The sequence below is a fragment of the Nonomuraea cavernae genome (assembly GCF_040655715.1).
GTDB lineage: Bacteria > Actinomycetota > Actinomycetes > Streptosporangiales > Streptosporangiaceae > Nonomuraea > Nonomuraea cavernae_A.
In genome coordinates this window covers 12,600-31,893 of sequence record NZ_JBFAKL010000029.1, presented here as the reverse complement: position 1 = coordinate 31,893, position 19,294 = coordinate 12,600, and the positions used below count along the sequence as shown (strand labels likewise).

Genomic DNA, 19,294 nt, shown 5'->3' with positions numbered 1-19,294 from the left:
AACGAGCCTGGCCACGGCAAAGCTAACAGCTTCAGGGCTGCTCGTGGGGCGGACCCCCGACACCGGGCATCAGTCGATGCACAAGCGTTGCCCAACGGACGGCCGGGTCTTGGCATCCGGGACGCGCGGCTACGCTCGGGGTGTGGAGGCTCACTATCCCGCCCACTGGGAGGCCGACGTCGTCCTCGCCGACGGCGGCACCGCGCACGTGCGTCCGATCAGGCCCGCCGACGCCGACCGTCTGCGCGCCTTCTACTCCCGGTTGTCCGAGGAGACGATCTACTTCCGCTTCTTCGGGCCGAGGCCGAGGCTGTCCGACCGGGAAGTGGCCTGGTTCACCAACGTCGACTACGTCGACCGGGTGGCGTTGATCACCACCATCGGCACCGAGATGGTGGCCGTCATCCGCTATGACAGGACCGGCCCGGGCGAGGCCGAGGTGGCCTTCCTCGTCGAGGACGCCCACCAGGGCAGGGGAGTGGCCTCGGTGCTGCTCGAGCATCTGGCCGCCACCGCCCGCGAGCACGGCATCGAGCGGTTCGTCGCCGACGTGCTGCCCGCCAACATGAAGATGATGGGAGTGCTGCGGCAGGCCGGCTACACCGCCGAGAGCCGGTTCGCCGACGGCGTGGTCCGCATGACGCTCGACCTCACCCCGACCGACGTCTCCGCCGAGGTGACGACCTCGCGCGAGCACCGCGCGGAGGCCAGGTCCATCGCCCGGCTGCTCGCCCCCGGCTCCGTCGCGGTGATCGGCGCCTCGCGCGAGCCGGGCGGCATCGGCCAGACCGTGCTGCGCAACCTGCTGGCCGCCGACTTCACCGGTCCCGTCTACCCGGTCCACCGCGAGGTGCGGGCCGTGGCCGGGGTGCGCGCCTACCCGAGCGTCACGGCCATCGACGACGAGGTGGACCTCGCCGTGGTCGCGGTGCCCGCCGGGAGCGTCGCCGACGTGGTCAAGGAATGCGCCGAGAAGGGCGTGCACGGGCTGGTCGTGGTGTCGTCGGGGTTCGGCGAGACCGGTGCCGAGGGCCGGGCCAGGCAGGACGAGCTCGCCCGCATCGCCCGCGCCTACGGCCTGCGCGTGGTGGGGCCCAACTGCCTGGGCATCGCCAACACCGACCCCGCGGTCAAGCTCAACGCCACGCTCGCCGCCACCGTCCCCGGCAGGGGACGCGTCGGCTTCTTCAGCCAGTCGGGCGCGCTCGGCACGGCGCTGCTCCAGCGGGTGGCCCAGCGTGGCATGGGCATCTCGTCGTTCGTCTCGGCCGGCAACCGGGCCGACGTGTCGGGCAACGACCTCTTGCAGTACTGGGAGGAGGACACCTCGACCGAGGTGATCCTGCTCTACCTGGAGTCGCTGGGCAATCCGCGCAAGTTCGCCCGCCTGGCCAGGCGGATCGCCCGAGCCAAGCCGATCGTGGTGGTCAAGAGCGGCGGCACCCCGGCCGGTCACTCCGCCCGCGAGCTCGGGCTGCCCGACACCGCGATCAGCTCCCTGTTCGAGCAGGCCGGGCTGATCCGGGTGGACGACCTCATCCAGCTGTTCGACGTGGGCGAACTGCTCGCCTTCCAGCCGCTGCCCGCCGGTCCCCGGGTCGGGCTGGTCACCAACTCCGACGCGCTCGGGCTGCTCGCCGCCGACGCCTGCGTCTCCGCCGGGCTGTCGCCGGGCACCCCGGCCAACCTCGGCCCGCGGGCAGGCGCGGCGGAGTTCGGGGCGGCCCTGGCCGAGCAACTGGCCTCCGACTCGGTCGACTCGGCGGTCGTGATCTACATGCCGCCCCTGCCCGGCGACTCCGACGACGTGGCGGCCGAGCTGCTGCGCGTGTCGGAGGGGGCGGGCAAGCCGGTGCTGGCCACCTTCGAGGGGCACAACGGCATGCACCCCTCACTCAGCGTGGGCGCCACCCCTGGCCGGGGCTCCATCCCGTCCTACCCGGCGCCGGAGGAGGCCGTCAGGGCGCTGGCCCACGTGGTGCGCTACGCCTCGTGGCGCTCGCATCCCGTGGTCGCGCCGCCCCAGCTGGAGGACATCGACACCGACGGTGCCCGCGACCTGGTCCGCCAGACCCTCGCCGCCACCACGGACGAGCCCGACGGCTCGGTCGCCGGAGGGGAGACGTCGCCGGCTCTGGGGTCCTTCGCCGAGCCGGGGCCGCCCGTCGAGGTCGACGCCGCCGAGCTGCTCTCGCGCTACGGCCTCAGCGTGTGGCCCGCCGAGGTGGTGGGCTCGCCCGACGAGGCGGTCGAGGCGGCCGGACGGGTCGGCTGGCCCGTCGTGCTCAAGGCCGCCGGCCCCGAGGCGGCCGGCCGGGCCGGCACCGTGCGGCTGGGCCTGGCCACGCCCGACGGCATCCGGCACGCCTATGCCGAGCTCACCGAGCAGCTCGGTGCCGGCACCGAGCTGGCCGTGCAGCGCATGGCGCCCCAACCTGCCGTTCCCACGGTGGTCGGCGTCGTCGAGGACCCCGCGTTCGGGCCGGTCGTCTCGTTCGGGCTCGGCGAGGTGACCGCGCGCCTGCTGCTCGACCAGGGGTTCCGGCTCGCGCCGCTGACGAAGGAGGACGCCGGCGCCCTCGTACGTTCCGTCCGCGCGGCCCCGCTCCTGTTCGGCGAGTACGGCTACCCGCCCGTGGCCGTCGGCGCTCTGGAGGACCTTCTCGTACGCGTCGGGCGGATGGCCTCCGACCTGCCCGAGATGGCGCGGCTGGAGCTCGACCAAGTGCTGGTGGGCGAGTCGGGTGTGATCATCCTCGGCGCCCGGGCCACCCTCCGGACACCACCCGGCCCCCGCCTGGACGGTGGCCCGCGCCGGCTGTCCTGACCAGGCGGCCCGGGACACCGGCGACCACCCAGGCGAACCCGGAAACGCCGGCAATCTTCAACTCTGGATATCGCGATGAGCAGATAAAAGACGTTATAGGTCGTTATGCGCGAGGGGTGAGGGCACTGCGTGCTCCTGGCAGGATGGACCCATGAGGGAAACCCGAGTCTCAGCCGCGGGCCTGCGTGAAGCGATCGAACGCAGCGGCTACTACCCCGACCTCGTCACCGATGCGGTCGAGTCAGCGCTGGGCAAGGAGGCCGTGACCGCCTACGTGGTGCACCACGAGGCCACGTTCGACCCGGCCATGGAGGTGCGCAGGCACGTCACGGTCCTGGTGCTGTCGGCCACGAGGCTGCTGGTCTGCCACACCGACGAGCACCCGGCGGTCGAGGGAGTCTCGACCTCCTACGCCTCGACCACCACCGAGGCCGTCCGCCTGAGCCGGGTCCAGTCGGTCGCGGTCACCCGCGTCGTCCCCGACCCGGCCGCCTACGCGCCGGGCGTTCCTCCCACCGAGGTCACGCTCACCATCGGCTGGGGTGCCATCTCCCACGTCGACCTCGAGCCGGCCACCTGCGGCGACGAAAACTGCGAGGCCGACCACGGCTACACCGGCGCCATCACCGCCGACGACCTGTCCCTGCGGGTCAGCGAGGCCGCCGACGGCCCTGAGGCGGTCACCCACGTCCTCGCCTTCGCCAAGGCGCTGTCCGAGGCCACCGCCCGCGCCGCCACCTGACCGGCGCCACCACGAGCCGGCGCCGCCCCCTCATGGCTCCGGCGCGACCAGGGACGCGGTTAAGCTCGGAGAATGGTCGAGAACACGCCCCTGATTCCGGCGTACGGCGGGTCGTCACTGGCTGACCTGCCCCGCTCCTTACTCGCCGCCCTGGGCCTCGACGAGCACAACGTGCTCGGCCTCGAGCCTGCCCGGAACATCTGCCTGTTCCTCGTCGACGGCCTCGGAGCCGAGCTGTTGCGCGCCCACGCCGACGTGGCGCCGTTCCTCGCCGCCGCCGGCCGCACCACGCTCACCGCGGGCTTCCCGGCCACGACGGTCACCAGCCTGTGCTCGCTCGGCACCGGGCTGTCGCCGGGCGAGCACGGGATGATGGGGCTCACGCTGGCCGTTCCCGGCGCCGGCCACCTCTTCAACTGCCTGCGCTGGACGCTGCCCGACAAGATGGTCATGGACCCTCTCGAATGGCAGCCCGCCACCACCGTCTTCCAGCGCGCCGCGGCGGCCGGGATCACGGCGAGCTACGTGGCCCCGGCCGCGTTCGAAGGCAGCGGGCTGACCCAGGCCGTCCACAGGGGCGTGCGCTACCTGGCCGCCGACCCCATCGAGGAGCGCGTCGCCAGGGTGCGCCAGGCGCTCCATGAGGCGCCCGCGTACGTCACCGTCTACTACGGCGATCTCGACGCCGTCGGTCACATGACCGGGTGGGGCAGCGACGAGTGGCTGACGCAGCTCGCGATCGTCGACCAGATGGCCGAGCGGCTCGCGCAGACGCTGCCCGGCGGCTCCGCTCTCTACGTCACCGCCGATCACGGCATGGTCAACGCCTCCGACAAGATCGAGGTCGACGGCGAGCCCGCGCTGATGCGAGGGGTCGCCCTGCTGGGCGGCGAGGCCCGGGCACGCCACGTCTACACCGAGGAGGGCGCCGCCGGCGAGGTGCTTGACGCCTGGCGCGAGACGCTGGCCGGCCAGGCCTGGGTGGTGTCCAGGCAAGAGGCCGTCGAGTCCGGCTGGTTCGGGCCGACGGTGCGGACGGAGTGGCTGCCGCGCATCGGCGACGTCCTGGCCGTCCCCTACACCGATCTCGCCCTCACCGCTCCCACCATCCACAAGATCGAGGCGGTGTTCACCGGCTACCACGGCTCGATGACCGCCGCCGAGCAGTACATTCCGCTGCTGGAGGTATCCACCCGATGAGCCCGCTGATCACTCCCACCGACCTCGACGCGCTTCGCGACGCCACCGTGCTCGACGTGCGCTGGCGCCTCGGCGGCCCGCCGGGGATCGACCTCTACCGGGAGGGGCACCTGCCCGGGGCCGCATACTGCGACCTCGACACCGACCTCGCGGCGCCGCCCGGCGAGCAGGGCCGCCACCCGTTGCCCTCAGCGGCCGGCTTCGAGGCCGCCATGCGGCGGCTCGGCGTCGACGACGACCGGCCCGTGGTGGTCTACGACGACGCCGGCGCCACCGTCGCCGCCAGAGCCTGGTGGACGCTGCGCTACTTCGGCCACCAGGACGTACGCGTGCTCGACGGCGGCCTGACCGCCTGGACCGAGGCCGGCCTGCCGACGGCGAAGGAGGCCCCCGAGATCGTCCCGGGCGGGTTCACCGCCAGGCCGGGCGCGATGCCCGTGCTGACCGCCGACCAGGCGGGAGCGCTCGCCGGTGACGGGGTGCTGCTCGACGCCCGGGCCGCGGCCCGCTACCGCGGGGAGGTCGAGCCGGTCGACCCGCTGGCCGGTCACATCCCGGGCGCGGTCTGCGCGCCGACCACGGACAACCTCGGTGCCGACGGCAGGTTCCTGCCGTCCGGCGAGTTGCTGGCGCGCTTTCGCGACCTCGGCGTCCGCGAGGACGCGGTGGCCGGGGCCTACTGCGGGTCAGGGGTGAACGCCGCCCACCAGGTGCTGGCGCTGGAGGTGGCGGGCCTGCCCGGCGCCCTCTACGTGGGGTCGTGGTCCAACTGGGTCGCCGACCCGGGCAGGCCGGTCGCGACCGGCTGATCGCCCGCGCCGAAACAGGCGAAGCCCAGCACCCCCGTCTTGGCCGCCGCCGAGGCCAGGGCCGAGGCGGGCGGGCAGCCGGTGGCGAGCAGTTCGTGGAACAACGTCATCACGGCCAGCGCGTCCGCGTCGCGCACTGGCACCATCCCGGCGACCACGCAGGTCGTGCCCCTGGCCAGGAACGTGCCGGCCAGCCCGAGCGGCGCGCCCTCGGCCGGGGTGCGGGCCATGCCCGAGTCGCACGCCGACAACACCACCAGCCTGGCCGTACGCGTGAGCCCGAGCAGGTCGTAGGCCATGAGCGGGCCGTCCTCGAGCGTGATGGCCGACAGCAGCGGGCTGCGCGCGTGGAACACGCCGTGCGCCGCGAGGTGCAGCACGTCGGCCGTGACCAGCGCGTCCAGGACAGGGCCGGTGCGTCCGGCCACCTCCTGGCCGCGAGGATGGAGGGCGAGCACCCGGCGGACCTCGTCCCCGGCGTGGGCGAGGCCCGGCCCGGCGGCCGCGGCCACCACCGGTGGCCAGGACGGGACGGGCCCGAGCCGCCGGGCCGCGAGCCACGCGGTCGCGCCGGCGGCCACGCTCACGGGGCGTTCGCGCAAACACGGCAGCGCGCCCCAGGGCAGCGTGTGCAGCACTCCGGCGGGTACGACCACCATCTGCCGGTCGCCCAGCTCGGCCTCGATCGGCCCGAACAGCAGCCGTTCGAGCTCCTCCGCCGTCGGCCCGACCAGCCCGCCTCCGGGCCCGCAGTCGCCCAGGCTGCTCCTGCGCAGGGCGTAGCGCAGCTGGATGAGCGCCTCCGTGATCGGCCCCAGGTCACCGAGCCGCCGCAGCACCATCCGCTCGCCGGTGATCACCACGGCCAGCAGCGATCTGTCCTCGACCACGAACTCGACCAGTGCCCCCGAACCCAGCGCGGCCCGCACCTGGTCGGGGTCGGCCGTGCCGCCGGCGTGCGCGGGAGCCGCCACCGCCCGCCAGCGCTCGGCCCAGCCGAACACCTCGGCAGGAGACCCGTCGCGCACCGCCAGGCTCAGCCCGAACGCCGCCAGCCGCTCGCCGGCCCGCGCCGCGTGCGCCCGCAGCGCCGGATCGTCGAACGCGTCCATCTGGCTGCCCACCTCGGCCAGCCCGTCGCGAACCTCGCGGAGCGCGCCCGGGACGTCGTCCCGCAGCGACGCCTCCAGCGCGAGCGCGTGCCGGCGCACCGGCGCCGGGATCCGCGACACCCGCGCGAGGTGTCCGGCCTGCGCCTCCGAGGACAGGGTGATCAGCCGGGTGCCCTCGGGCACCCGCGGCGCGTCGGGAATCGCGTGCGAGGTCAGGTGAGCCAGCTGGGCGCGGGCCAGCGGGTGGTCGCCCAGCGCCAGGGCCGTCTCGGCGGCCACGAGCCGGAGCGCGCCCGCACCCGCCGCCAGGGCCGAGCCGGTCTCGAGCTCGTCGGCGCAGTCCGCCAGGTCGACCAGCAGCCGGGAGGTGGGACCTTCGAGCATCAGCCGGGCCCGCAGCGTCACCTCCCTGACCAGGGGCAGCCACGCCTCGCGGTCCTGGGCGGCCAGCTCCAGCTCGGCCCGCTCCGCCACGGCCAGTGCCCGGCGCGCGTCGCCGGTCAGCAACTCCACCTGGGCGAGCTTGAGCCGCGCCTCCGCCAGCGCCACCAGGGCGCCGGACGCCTCCAGATCGGGTACGGCCATGGTGAGCAGCTCCCTGGCCTCGCCCGGGAGGTGGGCGGCCAGCAGTGCCCCGGCGAAGTCGGCGCGCATCGTCGCCAGGCGCTCGGGGTAGCCGAACAAGGTGTCCTCGGCCGCCCGGTAGTGGCCGAACGCGCCCGCGAGGTCGCCTCGCCGTACGGCGAGGAACGGCAGGTTGGCCGACGCCAGGCGGACCAGGTGGTCGAGCCCGGCGTGCCGGGCGATCTGCAGGCAGGCGGTGATGTCGCGTGAGGCCGACTCCCAGTCGCCGCGATAGGCGTGGACCAGGCCGCGGTTGAGCAGCCCGCCCGCGAGGAACCTGCGGTCGTCGATCGTGCCGGGGGCGGCGACCAGCGCCTGCAGGGCGCGATCGCAGGAGGCGATGGCCTCCTGGTAGCGGCACAGGTGGGCGAGCGCCACGGCGCGCTGCGTGTCGAGCTTGGCCCGGTCGAGGGGCGAGAGGTAGGCCCAGGCCAGCGCGGCGATCCGGAGCGCCTGCAGGGGATGACCGCGTTCGGTGCGGACCGTCACCAGGGAGAGCCGCGCCTGCGCCAGGCGCTCGCGGGGCGCCTTCGGCGTCGCGATCGCCCGGCGCAGGTGCCGCTCGGCGGCCTGGAGGTCGCCCAGCTCGCGGGCGCCGAGAGCCATCGCCCTGAGGGCGACCACGCTCGCCTCCACGTCGCCGCAGGACTCGGCCGCGGACAGCACGGTGCGACCGGCGTGCAGCGCCTGCTCGGGGTCCACGATGGAACGCAGCACCGCCGCCTCGGCGGCCAGGACCAGCGGCGTGGCGTCGCCGGTCGCCTCGGCCGGAGGCGGCGAATGCGGGGGATGATCAGGAGCAAGGGGGCGGTCAGGAGCAGGGGAGGGGTCAGGAGCAGGGGGACGCCGTCCGGAGACGGCGCCTGATCCCCTGCTGCTGTTCTTCGTCATGGGCGGATGCGCACCCACCGGGTCTGGACCGGCGGGTGGCCAGGGCGATGGCACACCACGCTGAGCCAGCCCGGAGGCAGGCCGGTGGCCGCGAACTGGCCGGTGCGCGCGAGACGCCTCGTGAGCGTCAGGTGGGGGGTCCGGACATCGACGTGGGTGCCCTCTCCTGGATGCGGGACGATCTGCCCCGCGACGTCGATGAGCCCGTCGCCCACCGTCACCTCCAGGTCGAAGGTGAGGCCGGCCGCGACGAAGCGGACCAGTTGGCAACCGTCGATGCCGCGTACGCCGTGGGGCGTGGCGCTTTCGGCAGGCGCGGCGGTCACCGCTTGAGGAACCCTTAGCCCATAGGCATCGCGTGCGGCAGCGGAAACATGCCCGGGCATCGGGTCGTTCCCGGCGGCGAGCCGGAGGGCCGCCAGGAAGTACTCGTCGTTGATCATTGCACCGTCTCCTGTAGTGAGATCAAGGTGCGCAGCTTTTCCAGGCACCGCGTTCTGGTTGGGCCCACGCTGCCAAGGGGCACGCCCAGACGCAGTGCAACCTGCTGGTATCCAAGATCCGTCGCGACCAGCTGGAGCAGTGTGCGGCATGGCTCGTGCAGGGTGGAGACCGTCCTCCAGAGGATGCGGCTGCTGTCGGCCTCCAGAACGGCCGCCGCTGGATCAGAGTCGAGTGCGACGTCGAAGAAAGGCGCTCGGGGGAGCTCCTTCCTGAGGATCAGAAGCGCTTCGCGGCGGGTGGTCGTCGCCAGCCACGCGCCAACGCCTGATGGTTCTCTGATGTCATGGAGGTGTTCGAGCAGACGCAACCACGCTCCCTGGACCGCGTCCGCCGCATCGGCCTCGGTCAGCCCGCACACCCGGGCGACTGCCCACATGCGCGGCCCGAACCTCGACTCGAGCTCATCCCAGGCCGTCTGGTCGTCGTCGGCCGCTGCCTTGAGCAACTCCGCCGGATCGCGTGGCTCCTGCATGCGGCCTCCTCCGCCCGGGCTCACCAGGAGGCCACGCTGCCTCCCCGTGATCAGCCAAGGACTGAGCGTAAACTCTACAGATTCGACGGGACGAGAACCCCCAGATCGGCAATTTGCCGGGCCCTCTCGGGGGCGAGCACCCGCGCCGCCGCCTCGCGCGCCGGCCGCTCCTTCGCCGCGTCGGCGATGGCGCCCGCGACCAGGGCGGTCGCGAAGGACGTGCCGTTCCACGCGGCGTAGCCGGCGAACTCGTCACGTTCCAGGAAACTGCTGGTCAGCCACGTGCCGCGGGCACACGCGTCGACCCACGAGCCGTACGCGGAGAAGGGGGCGCGGTGCTCCTCGCTCTCGTCGACCGCGCCCACCGCGACGACGCCCGGCAGCGCCGCCGGCCAGAACGGGCGGTCGCTCGCGGTGTTGCCCGCGCAGGCGACCGCGACCGTGTCGGGCAGCGCGCCGAGCGCGTCGGCCAGCAGGGGAGGCGGGCGGTCGTCGAAGGTGTGGCCGCCGAACGACAGGTTGAGCACCTGAGGTGGGTCCTCCCGCATCCGGTGCAGCGCCCGGACCACGCCGGCCTCGTCGCCCAGCCCCTGCCCGTCGAGCACCCGGCGGACGGTGAGCGACACGCCCGGAGCCCGCCGCACCAGAATGCCGGCCAGGAAGGTCCCGTGGCCGGCCTGCTCGCCCGGCGGCACCTCCTCGTCCACCTCACGGAACCAGTCGCTGCCCGTCCACCACGGGTGCGGGGCGACGGCGGTGTCGAGCAGGCCCACGACCACGGGCGAGTGGTCACGGCCCGGCCGGTGGTGGACGCGCGGGACGGGGAACGGCCGGGAGGCCGGCCCGCCGAAGAAGAGCGGCTGGGCGGCGAGGACGTGGTTGGGTGAGGCCCGGAAACCCTGCTCGCGCAGGTCTCTGGCGATCTCGCAGACGTCGGCGCCGGCCGTCAGATGGATCACGCACACACCGTCGGCCTCGGAGACGGCCTGGGTCCAGCGCGACGCGGCGGACAGGGCGCCACGGTCGGTCAGCAGCTGGCCTGGCCGGATGAGCGCCGCGCCGACAGGTTCGATGTCCATGAGCGGGTATCTATCCGCGCTCGGGCCAGTGTCACGCGTCACAGCCGCAACAACTTGGTATGGCCCCCCTCTGGTGTCCGATTGCGACCGACGGTAGTCTCTCCCTAGTCACTTGTGATCATCCCAGGACGAGGCCGTTGGGGAAGGCGCACCTCGTACCGATCGGGAGGTCCGGTGTCTGCTTGTGGCGTGATCTACGTCCACTCGGCTCAGCCCGCGCTGTGCCCTCATATCGAATGGGCGGTCGCGGGTGTTCTTGGCGTACCCGTGGACCTGACGTGGACGCCGCAACCCGCCGCGCCCAACGTGGTGCGAGCGCAGGCGGAGTGGGAGGGTCGTCCCGGTGTCGCGGCGGCCATCACCTCTTCCCTCATGGGCTGGCAGCGGATCCGCTTCGAGATCACCGAGGACGCCTCATCAGGGGTCGACGGGTCCCGTCATGCCTATACGCCGACGCTCGGCGCCTTCAGCGCGGTCATCGGGGCGGCGGGCGACATCATGGTGCCCGAAGACAGGCTCCGCGCGGCGATGCTGATGGCCGCCCAGGGCCGCTGCGTGCTGGAGGACGAGCTCGACAAGCTGCTCGGCAAGCCCTGGGACGAGGAGCTGGAGCCGTTCCGGTACGCGGGCGACGGCGCGCCGGTCCGCTGGCTGCACGCCGCCGTCTGACCTCCCCGGGCCTCCGGACAGCCGTTCCGTGAGGCGGACAGGCCGTGAAGGGGACAGCGAAAGGGTCCCGCACCTGACTTCGGTGCGGGACCCTTTCGGCAGCTCTTACAGCGGGATGTTGCCGTGGGCGCCCCTGGCGGGGGTGGCCTGGGCGAGCAGCTTGGCGATCGCGCCGCGCGTCTCGCGCGGCTCGATGACCTCGTCGATCACGCCCAGCTCCTGAGCCCGGCCGAGCCCGCCGGCCAGCTTCTCGTGCTCGCGGGCCAGCCGCTGCTCCAGCTCGGCCCGCTCCTCCTCGGGCGCCGCCGCGAGCTCGCGGCGCTTGAGGATGCGCACCGCGGCGACCGCGCCCATGACCGCGATCTCGGCCGTCGGCCAGGCGAACACCTTGGTGGCGCCCAGCGAGCGGGAGTTCATCGCGATGTACGCCCCGCCGTAGGCCTTGCGCGTGACCAGCGTGACGCGCGGCACCGACGCCTCAGCGAACGCGTGCAGCAGCTTGGCACCGCGCCGGACGACGCCGTCATGCTCCTGACCGACCCCCGGCAGATAGCCCGGAACGTCCACGAGGACAACCAACGGCACTCCGAAAGCGTCACACATGCGAACGAAGCGGGCAGCTTTCTCGGCGGACGTGGCGTCGAGGCAGCCGCCGAGCCGCATCGGGTTGTTGGCGATCACACCGACCGTCCGGCCACCGAGGCGGCCGAGCGACGTGACGATGTTCGGCGCCCACTTGGGGTGCAGCTCGATGCCCGGCTCGTCGAGCAGGCCGTTGACCAGCGGCTTGACGTCGTAGGCGCGGCGAGCCGACTCCGGCAGCAGGCTGGAGAAGTCGATCTCGCCGACGTCGGAGGCTCGCACCCGGCCCTGGTGGCCGAGCAGCGAGGCCAGCTGGCGTGCCCGCAGCAGAGCTTCGGTCTCGGTCTTGGTGGTGACGTGCACGACGCCGCTGCGCTTGCTGTGCGGCTCGGTGCCGCCCAGCGCGGCGCTGGAGACGTCCTCGCCGGTGACGCTGCGGACCACGTCGGGCCCGGTGACGAAGATGCGGCCGGAGTCGGCCAGGATCACCAGGTCGGTGAGCGCGGGGCCGTAGGCGGCGCCACCGGCCGCCGCGCCCACGACCACCGAGATCTGCGGCACCACGCCGGAGGCCTTGGTCATCGCGGCGAAGACCCGGCCGACGGCGTGCAGCGACTCGGCGCCTTCGGCGAGTCGCGCACCGCCGGAGTGCCAGATCCCGATGACCGGCACCCGTTCGCGGACGGCCACGTCGTAGGCGTGCACGATGTGCTCGCAGCCCTCGCTGCCCATCGCGCCGCCCTGGAAGCGGGCGTCACTGCAGAAGGCGACGACGGGAACACCCTCGACGCGGCCCATGGCGGCGAGTGCGCCGCTCTTGTCTTCAGGAGTGATCAGCCGCAGCGAGCCCTCGTCGAGCAGCGCGGACAGACGGACGACGGGGTCGCGGGGATCCGCGGGCTCCTGATCGGAGCCGGACGTCACCACCCGGTTGTCGAGCACGGTCATTCAGGCTCCCTTAAAGACGACGGTCGCGTTGTGGCCGCCGAATCCGAACGAGTTGTTCACCGCGGCGATGTCGCCTTCGGGCAGCTTGCGGTTGGCGCCGTAGACGAGATCCACCTCGATGCCGTCGTCGAGGTTGTCCAGGTTGATGGTGGCGGGCACGATCCGGTCGTGCAGCGCCTTGATCGTGAAGACCGACTCGATGCCGCCCGCGCCGCCCAGCAGGTGGCCGGTCATGGACTTGGTCGAGGTGACGAGAGGATGGGTGCCGATGGCCTTGGCGACCGCTTTGACCTCGATGACGTCCCCGGCGGGAGTCGAGGTGGCGTGCGCGTTGACGTGCTTGACGTCGAGGCCGGTGACGTCGGCGTCGTTGAGCGCCTGGGTCATCGCCATGATGATGCCCCGGCCCTCGGGCTCGGGCTGGGTGATGTGGTGCGAGTCGGCGGAGTAGCCGACGCCCGAGGCGTAGGCGTAGACGCGGGCGCCGCGCGCCCTGGCGAACTCCTCGGACTCCAGCACGATGATGCCGGCGCCCTCGCCGAGCACGAACCCGTCACGGTCGCGGTCCCACGGCCTGGACGCCCCGGCGGGGTCGTCGTTGCGGGTCGACATGGCCCGTGCGGCCGCGAAGGCGGCCACGTTGAGCCCGTGGATCGCGGCCTCGGTGCCGCCGGCGACGACGACGTCGGCGCGGCCGGACCTGATCATGTCCATCGCGTAGCCGATGGCCTCGGCGCCGGAGGCGCAGGCGGACACGGTCGCGTGCACGCCGGCCTGGGCGCCGCGGTCGAGCCCGATCCAGGCGGCCGGGCCGTTGGGCATGAGCATCGGCACCGTGAAGGGCGAGAGCCGGTTCCAGCCCCGCTCCTTGTAGGTGTCGTAGGCGGACAGGGTGGTGTTGATGCCGCCGATGCCGCTGGACACCACGACGCCGAGGCGCTCGGGCGCCACCTCAGGAGCGCCCGCGTCCTGCCACGCCTCGCGCGCCGCGACCATCGCGAACTGCTCGCTGCGGTCGAGGCGGCGGGCTTCCGGCCGGGGCAGCACCTCGGCCGGGTCGACGGAGGCCGTCCCCGCGAACTTCACGGGGACGGTGTCGACCCAGTCCTCGGTGATGGTCGTGACGCCCGACTGACCGGCGAGGAGCGCCGACCAGGTCGAGGTGACGTCTCCACCGACGGGCGTGGTCGCGCCGAGCCCGGTGACGACGACACGTACCCGGTTCGCACTCACGTTTTCGCGCTCCTTGTCGATCAGGGGTGTGACTTCAGTGCTGGATGAAGGTGAGGACGTCCTTGACCGTCTTGAGGTTCTTGAGCTGGTCGTCGGGAATCTCGACGCCGAACTCGTCCTGGGCGGCCACGGCGATCTCGACCATGGACAGGGAGTCGATGTCGAGGTCGTCCACGAAGCTCTTCTCGGGGGTCACCTCGCTCGCCGGAATGCCGGTGATCTCGTTGATGATCTTGCCGAGGCCCTCGAGGATCTCCTGCTCGGTGGCAGCCATGTCGGTGGTTCTCCTTTGGATTTCTGCTGGATTCTGTACGGCTTCAGCCGTACAAGCTGTGGTGGATACGGCCGGAGCCGTAGTGGATCCTATGGAATCTCGATGACTTGACCCGCATAGGTGAGGCCGGCGCCGAAGCCCAGGATCAGCGCGAGCTGCCCTGAGCGGACCTCGCCGCGCTCCAGCATGCGCGAGAGCGCGAGCGGGATCGACGCGGCGGAGGTGTTGCCGGCGGTAACGATGTCACGGGCGACGATGGCGTTGGCGGCGCCGATCTTGCGCGCGATCGCCTCGATGATCCGCAGGTTGGCCTGGTGCGGGACGAACGCCGCCAGCTCTGACGGGTCGACCCCGGCACGCTCACAGGCCTCCTTGGCGATCGGGTGCAGGGCGGTGGTCGCCCAGCGGAACACGGTCTGGCCTTCCTGGTGGAGGAAGGTGTCGCGCTCGTTGATGATGATCGCGTCGGACTTTTCGCCCGAGCTGCCCCAGACTACCGGGCCGATGCCCGGTGTGTCGGAGGGGCCCACCACCGCGGCTCCGGCGCCGTCGGCGAAGATCACGGCGGTGGAGCGGTCGGTCCAGTCGATCCACTGCGACAGCTTCTCGGCCCCGATGACCAGCACATGCTTGGCCGAGCCCGCGCGGATCGCGGAGCTGGCGACGCCGAGCGCGAAGCAGAAGCCGGCGCAGGCGGCGTTGACGTCGAACGCGCCGGGCGCCGTGATGCCGAGCCGGTGGGCCACGATGGCCGAGGCGTTGGGAATCTGCGTCTCGAGCGTGCAGGTGGCGACGATGACCAGGTCGATGTCGGCGGCGGACAGTCCGCTCGCGGCCAGCGCCTTGCCGCCGGCCTGCACGGCCATGTCCTCGACGGACTCGGCAGCGCCGGCGATCTTGCGCTCCTTGATGCCGACCCGCGACTGGATCCACTCGTCGTTGGTCTCGATGGTCTTGGCCAGGTCGTCGTTGGTGACGACGTTGGCGGGCTGGTAGTGGCCGAGGGCCAGCACCTTCGCGCCCGGGGCTACGTCGGGAATCCTCACTTGATCAGCTCCCTGGCCGCGTCGAGGTCTTCGGGGTTCTTCAGAGCCACGGTCTGGATGCTCCGGAGCCCGCGCTTGGCCAGCCCGGTCAGAGTGCCGCCGGGCAGTAGCTCGATCATCGTGGTGACGCCCAGCTCGGCCATGGTGGCCATGCAGGAGTCCCATCTGACGGGATTGCGCACCTGCTTGACCAGGCGCTCGATGAGGTCGGCGCCGCTGGTGACGATCTGGCCGTCGGCGTTGGACAGCAGCCTGACCCCCGGGTCGGCGGGAGTGACGGACTGGGCGGCCTCGCGCAGGTGGGCGACGGCCGGCTCCATGTGCACCGTGTGGAACGCGCCCGCCACGGAGAGCGGGATGAGCCGGGCGCGGGCGGGAGGGGCGTCCTTGAACGCGGCGAGCTGGTCGAGTGTGCCGCCCGCGACGATCTGACCGGCGCCGTTGATGTTGGCCGGGGTCAGCCCGTGCTCGTCGATCGAGGCCAGGACGTCGGCCTCGACGCCGCCGAGCACGGCGGTCATGCCGGTCTCAGTGATGGAGGCGGCCTTGGCCATGGCCTGGGCGCGCTCGCTGACCAGGCCCAGCGCCTGCTCCGGGGTCAGCGCTCCGGACAGCGCGGCCGCGGCGAACTCGCCGACGCTGTGGCCGGCGAGCAGGTCGGGAGTGGCGCCGAGCGCTTCGGCCGAGGCCAGCGCGGCGGCCACCAGCAGAGGCTGCGCGACGGCGGTGTCGCGGATCTCGTCGGCTCCCGCGGTCGTGCCGTAGGCGATCAGGTCGAGCCCCACGACCTCGGACCAGGCGGCCAGCCGGTCCGCGAAACCGGGCAGCTCAAGCCATGGACTGAGGAATCCTGGGGTCTGGGCACCTTGGCCCGGAGCGACGAGTACAAGCACGAAGTCCACCCTGCCCTGTAGAGGTTCGACACGCGGATAAGGATCCGTACGAACTTTGTCCGCACTGTTTTGTAGGAAGCCTACAAGGAGGGTTTCGGGCGAGTTACGTTAGGGCGCGCCAGGTTACGGCGCTCTCCTCGAGCCTGCCCAGAATGAGCCCGACCTGGAGGGTGAAGGCCGATCGGCCGTCGGTCGGCTGATAGCCGGTGAGCTCGGTGATCTTCTTGAGACGGTAGCGCACCGTGTTGGGATGCACGAACAGCAACCGCGCGGTGGCCTCCAGTGAGGTGCCCTGCTCCAGGTAGGTGGCCAGCGTGTCGAGCAGCGGCGTGCCGGCCAGCGGGAGGTAGACGTTCTCGACGAGCTGTTTCCTGGCGTCCTCGTCGCCGTCGAGCGCGCGCTCGGCCAGCAGGTCGTCGGCGTGCACCGGCCGGGGCGCGTCGGGCCAGCCGGACGACGCCTTGAGCCCGGCGAGCGCGGCCCGGGCGGAGCGGGCGGCGGTGTGCAGGTCGGGCACCTCTGGCCCGATGACGATCGAGCCCTGCCCGAAGCGGGCCACCACCTGCCGGGCGGCGTCGTTGACGCTGCCGGCGCCGCCCACGATCACGATCAGCCGGTCGGCCTGGACTCCGGCGAGCAGATCCATGCCGATGCGGCGGCCCTTCTCCCGCAGGCCGTCGATCACCGTGCCCGGATCCTCGTCGGGGGCGTGACCGGCGATCACCACCACGGGGGAGGAGGTCCAGCCGAGCGCCGCGGCCCAGGAGTGCAGCCCGTCGTCCACCTCGCCGCGCACCAGCGCGTCGACGATCAGCGCCTCCAGCCGGGAGTCCCACGACCCCCTGGCCTCGGCCTCGCGCGCGTAGACGTGCGCGGCGGCGAAGGCCACGTCGCGGGTGTAGCGCAGCATGGCCTGCTGGAGCTGGTCCTCGCCGCCCGGCGCGGCCAGCTGGTCGGTCTGGGCCTCGACGACCTCGACGACGATGCGGACGATGTCGACGGTCTGCTGCAGCGAGATGGACCGCTTGAGCTCGCGCGGCGCGGTGCCGAAGAACTCGATGCTGGGCGTCGGCCGGTCCTCGCCCGCGTGCTGGAACCACTCGACGAACGCGGCGATGCCCGCCTGGGCCACCAGCCCCACCCACGAGCGGTCCTCGGCGCTGAGCGCGCGGAACCACGGGAGTCGCTCGTCCATGCGGGCCATCGCAGCGGTGCCGAGCGAGCCCATGGCCCGCTCCAGCCTTCGGGTGGTGTCGGCCCGGATCCGGTCTGTCACGCCTCCTAGAGTGCCAGGTCCGGTCAGATGACCGCGACGGCCGTGATCAGGCCGATCGCCACGTGGGTGACCGCGAGCAGCCGTGACCCCGGCTGCAGCTCGGGCTCCTTGACCAGATCACGGACCGAGATCCCGACCACCTTGTCGAAGACGAGCATGGCCACGGTCTGCACCACGATGCCGACCAGGCCGAAGACCGCGGTGCCCGCGAGCCCCTCGGTCAGCCGGCCGCCGGAGGACCAGATCGAGGCCGCCACGATGAGCCCCACCGCGGCGAGGGCGGAGGTGGCGAGCAGGGTGGCGTTGGGGTTGCGCTCGCTGCGGATGATCGAGCTCAGCTTGCCGGGAATGGCGAGGTCGATCACGTAGAAGCCGACTATCAGCAGGACCACGCCGACGGCGGCGTAGGCGGCGATGGCGCCCGCGCCGCGGGCGAGGGTCTCCAGCAGGGTCATGATCGCTCGATTCGGTGGGGGACGAAGGACGAGGTGTCGTCGGTGATGAGGCCGGTGGTCTCCCTGATGCCCAGACCGGCGGCCTCGTCGGCGACCATCCAGGCGCCGAGCACGGGACGCTGGCCGTCGAAGTCGGGCAGGGCGTCGAAGCCCTGGAAGACGTAGCCCTCCTGGCCGTAGGAGCCGGAGGTCTCCTGGGTGCCGGCAGGGGTGACGATGCGCATCGAGGCGCCCTCCCGGCCGAGCAGCGGCTTGGCGATATAGGAGGTCAGCTCGCGCGGGCCGTCGAGGTAGGCGGGCAGCAGGCCGGGATGGCCGGGGAACAGCTCCCACAGGATCGCGAGCAGCGCCTTGTTGGACAGCAGCGCCTTCCACAGCGGCTCGATCCAGGTCGCGTGGCGCACGGCGTGTCGCCCGAACGCGTCGGCCAGCATCCACTCCCACGGGTAGAGCTTGAACGCCGAGCGGATCATCTGGCCGTCGAGGTCGACGAAACGGCGGTTGAGGTCGTCCCAGCCGATGTCCTCCATGGCGATGGCGGCGGTGGCCAGCCCGGCCTGTTCGGCGGTCTCCTGGAGGTAGGCCAGGGTCATCGCCTCCTCGCCGGTCTCGTCCATGGAGGTCCAGGCGAAGTGGACGGGCCCGGCGGGCAGGGACATCTCGCCCCAGCGGTCGATGAGCCGCTCGTGGACGGAGTTCCACTGGTCGTCGTCCGGGTGCGTGTCCTTCAGCCAGAACCACTGCGCCACCGACGACTCGACCAGCGACGTCGGCGTGTCGGCGTTGTACTCCAGCAGCTTGGCCGGGCCGGTGCCGTCGTAGCGCAGGTCGAACCGGGCGTACAGGTGGGGGTCGCGTCGCTCCCACGATCGGGCGACCTCGGCGACGGCCCAGTCGGGGATGGCCAGGTCGGCGAAGCGGCCGGCAGAGACGACGTGCTCGGCGGCCTGCAGGCACATCGCGTGCAGCTCCTCGACCTGCGCCTCCAGCGCCTCCACCTCGTCCATGGAGAAGACGTAGTGAACTGATTCGTCCCAGTAGGGGCGGCTCAGCCCCTCGGGGTGGGCCGCGCGGTGGTAGGCGAGGCCCTGGCTCTCGATGATCTTGTCCCAGCCGTCTCTGGGCGCTCCGTGCTCGCGCCGCACCCGTCAGCCTCCACCGCTCGAACGGCTGCCGAAACCGCCCCGCTGGATGTCACGGCCGCCGCGTGAGGAGATGTTGACGTCGGACGGGCGCAGACTGGTGCCGCCACGCACGCGGGTGCCGACCCGGTTGCCGCCGTAGTACCAGTGATAGGCGCCGCGCGAGCCGACGTAGTAGTGGGAGTTGCCGTCGTCGTCGTCGCAGTGAGACTCGTCGACGACCGCGTAGGAGCCGTCGGACAGCTGGTCGTTCATGTCGACGCAGTCGGCGGCGACCTCCTCGGTGTTCTGCGTGGCAGCGCAGAACCCGACCACCATGACCGACACCACGCCGATGACGGTCAACGTGATCACCCGCGATGACTTGGACCGTTTCGGTGGGATCGGCCGCCCGGCATGGCCAGGTGAACCTGGTGGCCTCGGAGGTGGCGCCGGGGGGGTGGGGTTTCCCATCAGAATCCTGCTTTCATTGGTCGGTGAGCCTATCGCCGGTGTTCCCTGGCCATCAATCCGCCG

Annotated in this window: 18 protein-coding genes; 5 read left to right on the top strand and 13 right to left on the bottom strand. The window is 72.2% G+C overall.

The window, feature by feature from the left end; genetic code table 11:
* The first annotated feature begins 142 nt into the window (after positions 1–142).
* The 4 genes from AB0I38_RS32625 (at position 143) to AB0I38_RS32610 (ending at position 5,578) form a co-directional block, all read left to right on the top strand.
* The gene (locus AB0I38_RS32625; RefSeq protein WP_358488840.1) at positions 143–2,827 is read left to right on the top strand and encodes a bifunctional acetate--CoA ligase family protein/GNAT family N-acetyltransferase; all 2,685 of its coding nucleotides are present in this window, start codon (positions 143–145) and stop codon (positions 2,825–2,827) included.
* A 151-nt stretch (positions 2,828–2,978) separates the two neighbouring features.
* Positions 2,979–3,569 carry a DUF5998 family protein gene (locus AB0I38_RS32620; protein WP_358488834.1) on the top strand — a complete coding sequence of 197 codons (591 nt, stop codon included), beginning with the start codon at positions 2,979–2,981 and terminating at the stop codon, positions 3,567–3,569.
* A 72-nt stretch (positions 3,570–3,641) separates the two neighbouring features.
* Entirely contained in the window at positions 3,642–4,769 is a 1,128-nt protein-coding gene (locus tag AB0I38_RS32615; protein ID WP_358488830.1) for an alkaline phosphatase family protein, read from the top strand.
* Positions 4,766–5,578, top strand: a complete 813-nt coding sequence (locus tag AB0I38_RS32610) for a sulfurtransferase (RefSeq protein ID WP_358488826.1) — start codon at positions 4,766–4,768, stop codon at positions 5,576–5,578. Before AB0I38_RS32615 ends, AB0I38_RS32610 begins: the two co-directional genes overlap by 4 nt.
* Here AB0I38_RS32610 and AB0I38_RS32605 read toward each other — a convergent pair.
* From AB0I38_RS32605 to AB0I38_RS32590, 4 genes are all read right to left on the bottom strand, one after another.
* Entirely contained in the window at positions 5,518–8,205 is a 2,688-nt protein-coding gene (locus tag AB0I38_RS32605; protein ID WP_358488823.1) for a CHAT domain-containing protein, read from the bottom strand. The genes AB0I38_RS32610 and AB0I38_RS32605 overlap by 61 nt on opposite strands.
* Entirely contained in the window at positions 8,202–8,648 is a 447-nt protein-coding gene (locus AB0I38_RS32600) for a hypothetical protein (protein ID WP_358488813.1), read from the bottom strand. Before AB0I38_RS32600 ends, AB0I38_RS32605 begins: the two co-directional genes overlap by 4 nt.
* Positions 8,645–9,181 carry an RNA polymerase sigma factor gene (locus AB0I38_RS32595; protein ID WP_358488809.1) on the bottom strand — a complete coding sequence of 179 codons (537 nt, stop codon included), beginning with the start codon at positions 9,179–9,181 and terminating at the stop codon, positions 8,645–8,647. The genes AB0I38_RS32600 and AB0I38_RS32595 overlap by 4 nt, the downstream gene beginning before the upstream one ends.
* Before the next feature lie 74 nt (positions 9,182–9,255).
* Entirely contained in the window at positions 9,256–10,260 is a 1,005-nt protein-coding gene (locus AB0I38_RS32590; protein ID WP_358488806.1) for a S8 family peptidase, read from the bottom strand.
* A gap of 174 nt (positions 10,261–10,434) precedes the next feature.
* Between AB0I38_RS32590 and AB0I38_RS32585 the strand changes: the two genes are divergently transcribed.
* The gene (locus tag AB0I38_RS32585) at positions 10,435–10,929 is read left to right on the top strand and encodes a DUF3145 domain-containing protein (RefSeq protein WP_358488802.1); all 495 of its coding nucleotides are present in this window, start codon (positions 10,435–10,437) and stop codon (positions 10,927–10,929) included.
* 105 nt (positions 10,930–11,034) lie between these two features.
* Here the strand turns inward: AB0I38_RS32585 and AB0I38_RS32580 are convergent, their stop codons facing one another.
* The 9 genes from AB0I38_RS32580 to AB0I38_RS32540 form a co-directional block, all read right to left on the bottom strand.
* A complete protein-coding gene (locus AB0I38_RS32580) occupies positions 11,035–12,459 on the bottom strand; it encodes an acyl-CoA carboxylase subunit beta (protein ID WP_358488798.1) in 1,425 nt (474 codons plus the stop codon).
* Complete coding sequence (gene fabF, locus AB0I38_RS32575) at positions 12,460–13,692, bottom strand: beta-ketoacyl-ACP synthase II (protein WP_358488792.1); 1,233 nt, start codon at positions 13,690–13,692, stop codon at positions 12,460–12,462.
* 34 nt (positions 13,693–13,726) lie between these two features.
* Positions 13,727–13,966, bottom strand: coding sequence for an acyl carrier protein (locus AB0I38_RS32570; RefSeq protein ID WP_189128151.1), 240 nt, complete (start codon positions 13,964–13,966; stop codon positions 13,727–13,729).
* An 89-nt stretch (positions 13,967–14,055) separates the two neighbouring features.
* Positions 14,056–15,012 carry a beta-ketoacyl-ACP synthase III gene (locus AB0I38_RS32565; protein WP_358488786.1) on the bottom strand — a complete coding sequence of 319 codons (957 nt, stop codon included), beginning with the start codon at positions 15,010–15,012 and terminating at the stop codon, positions 14,056–14,058.
* Positions 15,009–15,905 carry an ACP S-malonyltransferase gene (locus AB0I38_RS32560; RefSeq protein ID WP_358488781.1) on the bottom strand — a complete coding sequence of 299 codons (897 nt, stop codon included), beginning with the start codon at positions 15,903–15,905 and terminating at the stop codon, positions 15,009–15,011. Before AB0I38_RS32560 ends, AB0I38_RS32565 begins: the two co-directional genes overlap by 4 nt.
* 103 nt (positions 15,906–16,008) lie before the next feature.
* Positions 16,009–17,133 carry a PucR family transcriptional regulator gene (locus AB0I38_RS32555; protein ID WP_358489198.1) on the bottom strand — a complete coding sequence of 375 codons (1,125 nt, stop codon included), beginning with the start codon at positions 17,131–17,133 and terminating at the stop codon, positions 16,009–16,011.
* 71 nt (positions 17,134–17,204) lie between these two features.
* A complete protein-coding gene (locus tag AB0I38_RS32550) occupies positions 17,205–17,636 on the bottom strand; it encodes a DUF350 domain-containing protein (RefSeq protein ID WP_358488779.1) in 432 nt (143 codons plus the stop codon).
* Complete coding sequence (locus AB0I38_RS32545) at positions 17,633–18,781, bottom strand: glutathionylspermidine synthase family protein (protein ID WP_358488776.1); 1,149 nt, start codon at positions 18,779–18,781, stop codon at positions 17,633–17,635. The genes AB0I38_RS32550 and AB0I38_RS32545 overlap by 4 nt, the downstream gene beginning before the upstream one ends.
* Positions 18,782–18,784: 3 nt before the next feature.
* Positions 18,785–19,132 carry a hypothetical protein gene (locus tag AB0I38_RS32540; protein ID WP_358488773.1) on the bottom strand — a complete coding sequence of 116 codons (348 nt, stop codon included), beginning with the start codon at positions 19,130–19,132 and terminating at the stop codon, positions 18,785–18,787.
* Positions 19,133–19,294 lie beyond the last annotated feature (162 nt).

What these genes read in the sequence shown, in the direction of transcription:
- AB0I38_RS32620 (WP_358488834.1), top strand. Translation starts at nt 2,979, where the DNA reads ATGAGGGAAACCCGAGTCTCAGCCGCGGGCCTGCGTGAAGCGATCGAA.
- AB0I38_RS32615 (WP_358488830.1), top strand. Translation starts at nt 3,642, where the DNA reads ATGGTCGAGAACACGCCCCTGATTCCGGCGTACGGCGGGTCGTCACTG.
- AB0I38_RS32610 (WP_358488826.1), top strand. Translation starts at nt 4,766, where the DNA reads ATGAGCCCGCTGATCACTCCCACCGACCTCGACGCGCTTCGCGACGCC.
- AB0I38_RS32605 (WP_358488823.1), bottom strand. Translation starts at nt 8,205, where the DNA reads ATGACGAAGAACAGCAGCAGGGGATCAGGCGCCGTCTCCGGACGGCGT.
- AB0I38_RS32600 (WP_358488813.1), bottom strand. Translation starts at nt 8,648, where the DNA reads ATGATCAACGACGAGTACTTCCTGGCGGCCCTCCGGCTCGCCGCCGGG.
- AB0I38_RS32595 (WP_358488809.1), bottom strand. Translation starts at nt 9,181, where the DNA reads ATGCAGGAGCCACGCGATCCGGCGGAGTTGCTCAAGGCAGCGGCCGAC.
- AB0I38_RS32590 (WP_358488806.1), bottom strand. Translation starts at nt 10,260, where the DNA reads ATGGACATCGAACCTGTCGGCGCGGCGCTCATCCGGCCAGGCCAGCTG.
- AB0I38_RS32580 (WP_358488798.1), bottom strand. Translation starts at nt 12,459, where the DNA reads ATGACCGTGCTCGACAACCGGGTGGTGACGTCCGGCTCCGATCAGGAG.
- AB0I38_RS32570 (WP_189128151.1), bottom strand. Translation starts at nt 13,966, where the DNA reads ATGGCTGCCACCGAGCAGGAGATCCTCGAGGGCCTCGGCAAGATCATC.
- AB0I38_RS32555 (WP_358489198.1), bottom strand. Translation starts at nt 17,133, where the DNA reads ATGGGCTCGCTCGGCACCGCTGCGATGGCCCGCATGGACGAGCGACTC.
- AB0I38_RS32550 (WP_358488779.1), bottom strand. Translation starts at nt 17,636, where the DNA reads ATGACCCTGCTGGAGACCCTCGCCCGCGGCGCGGGCGCCATCGCCGCC.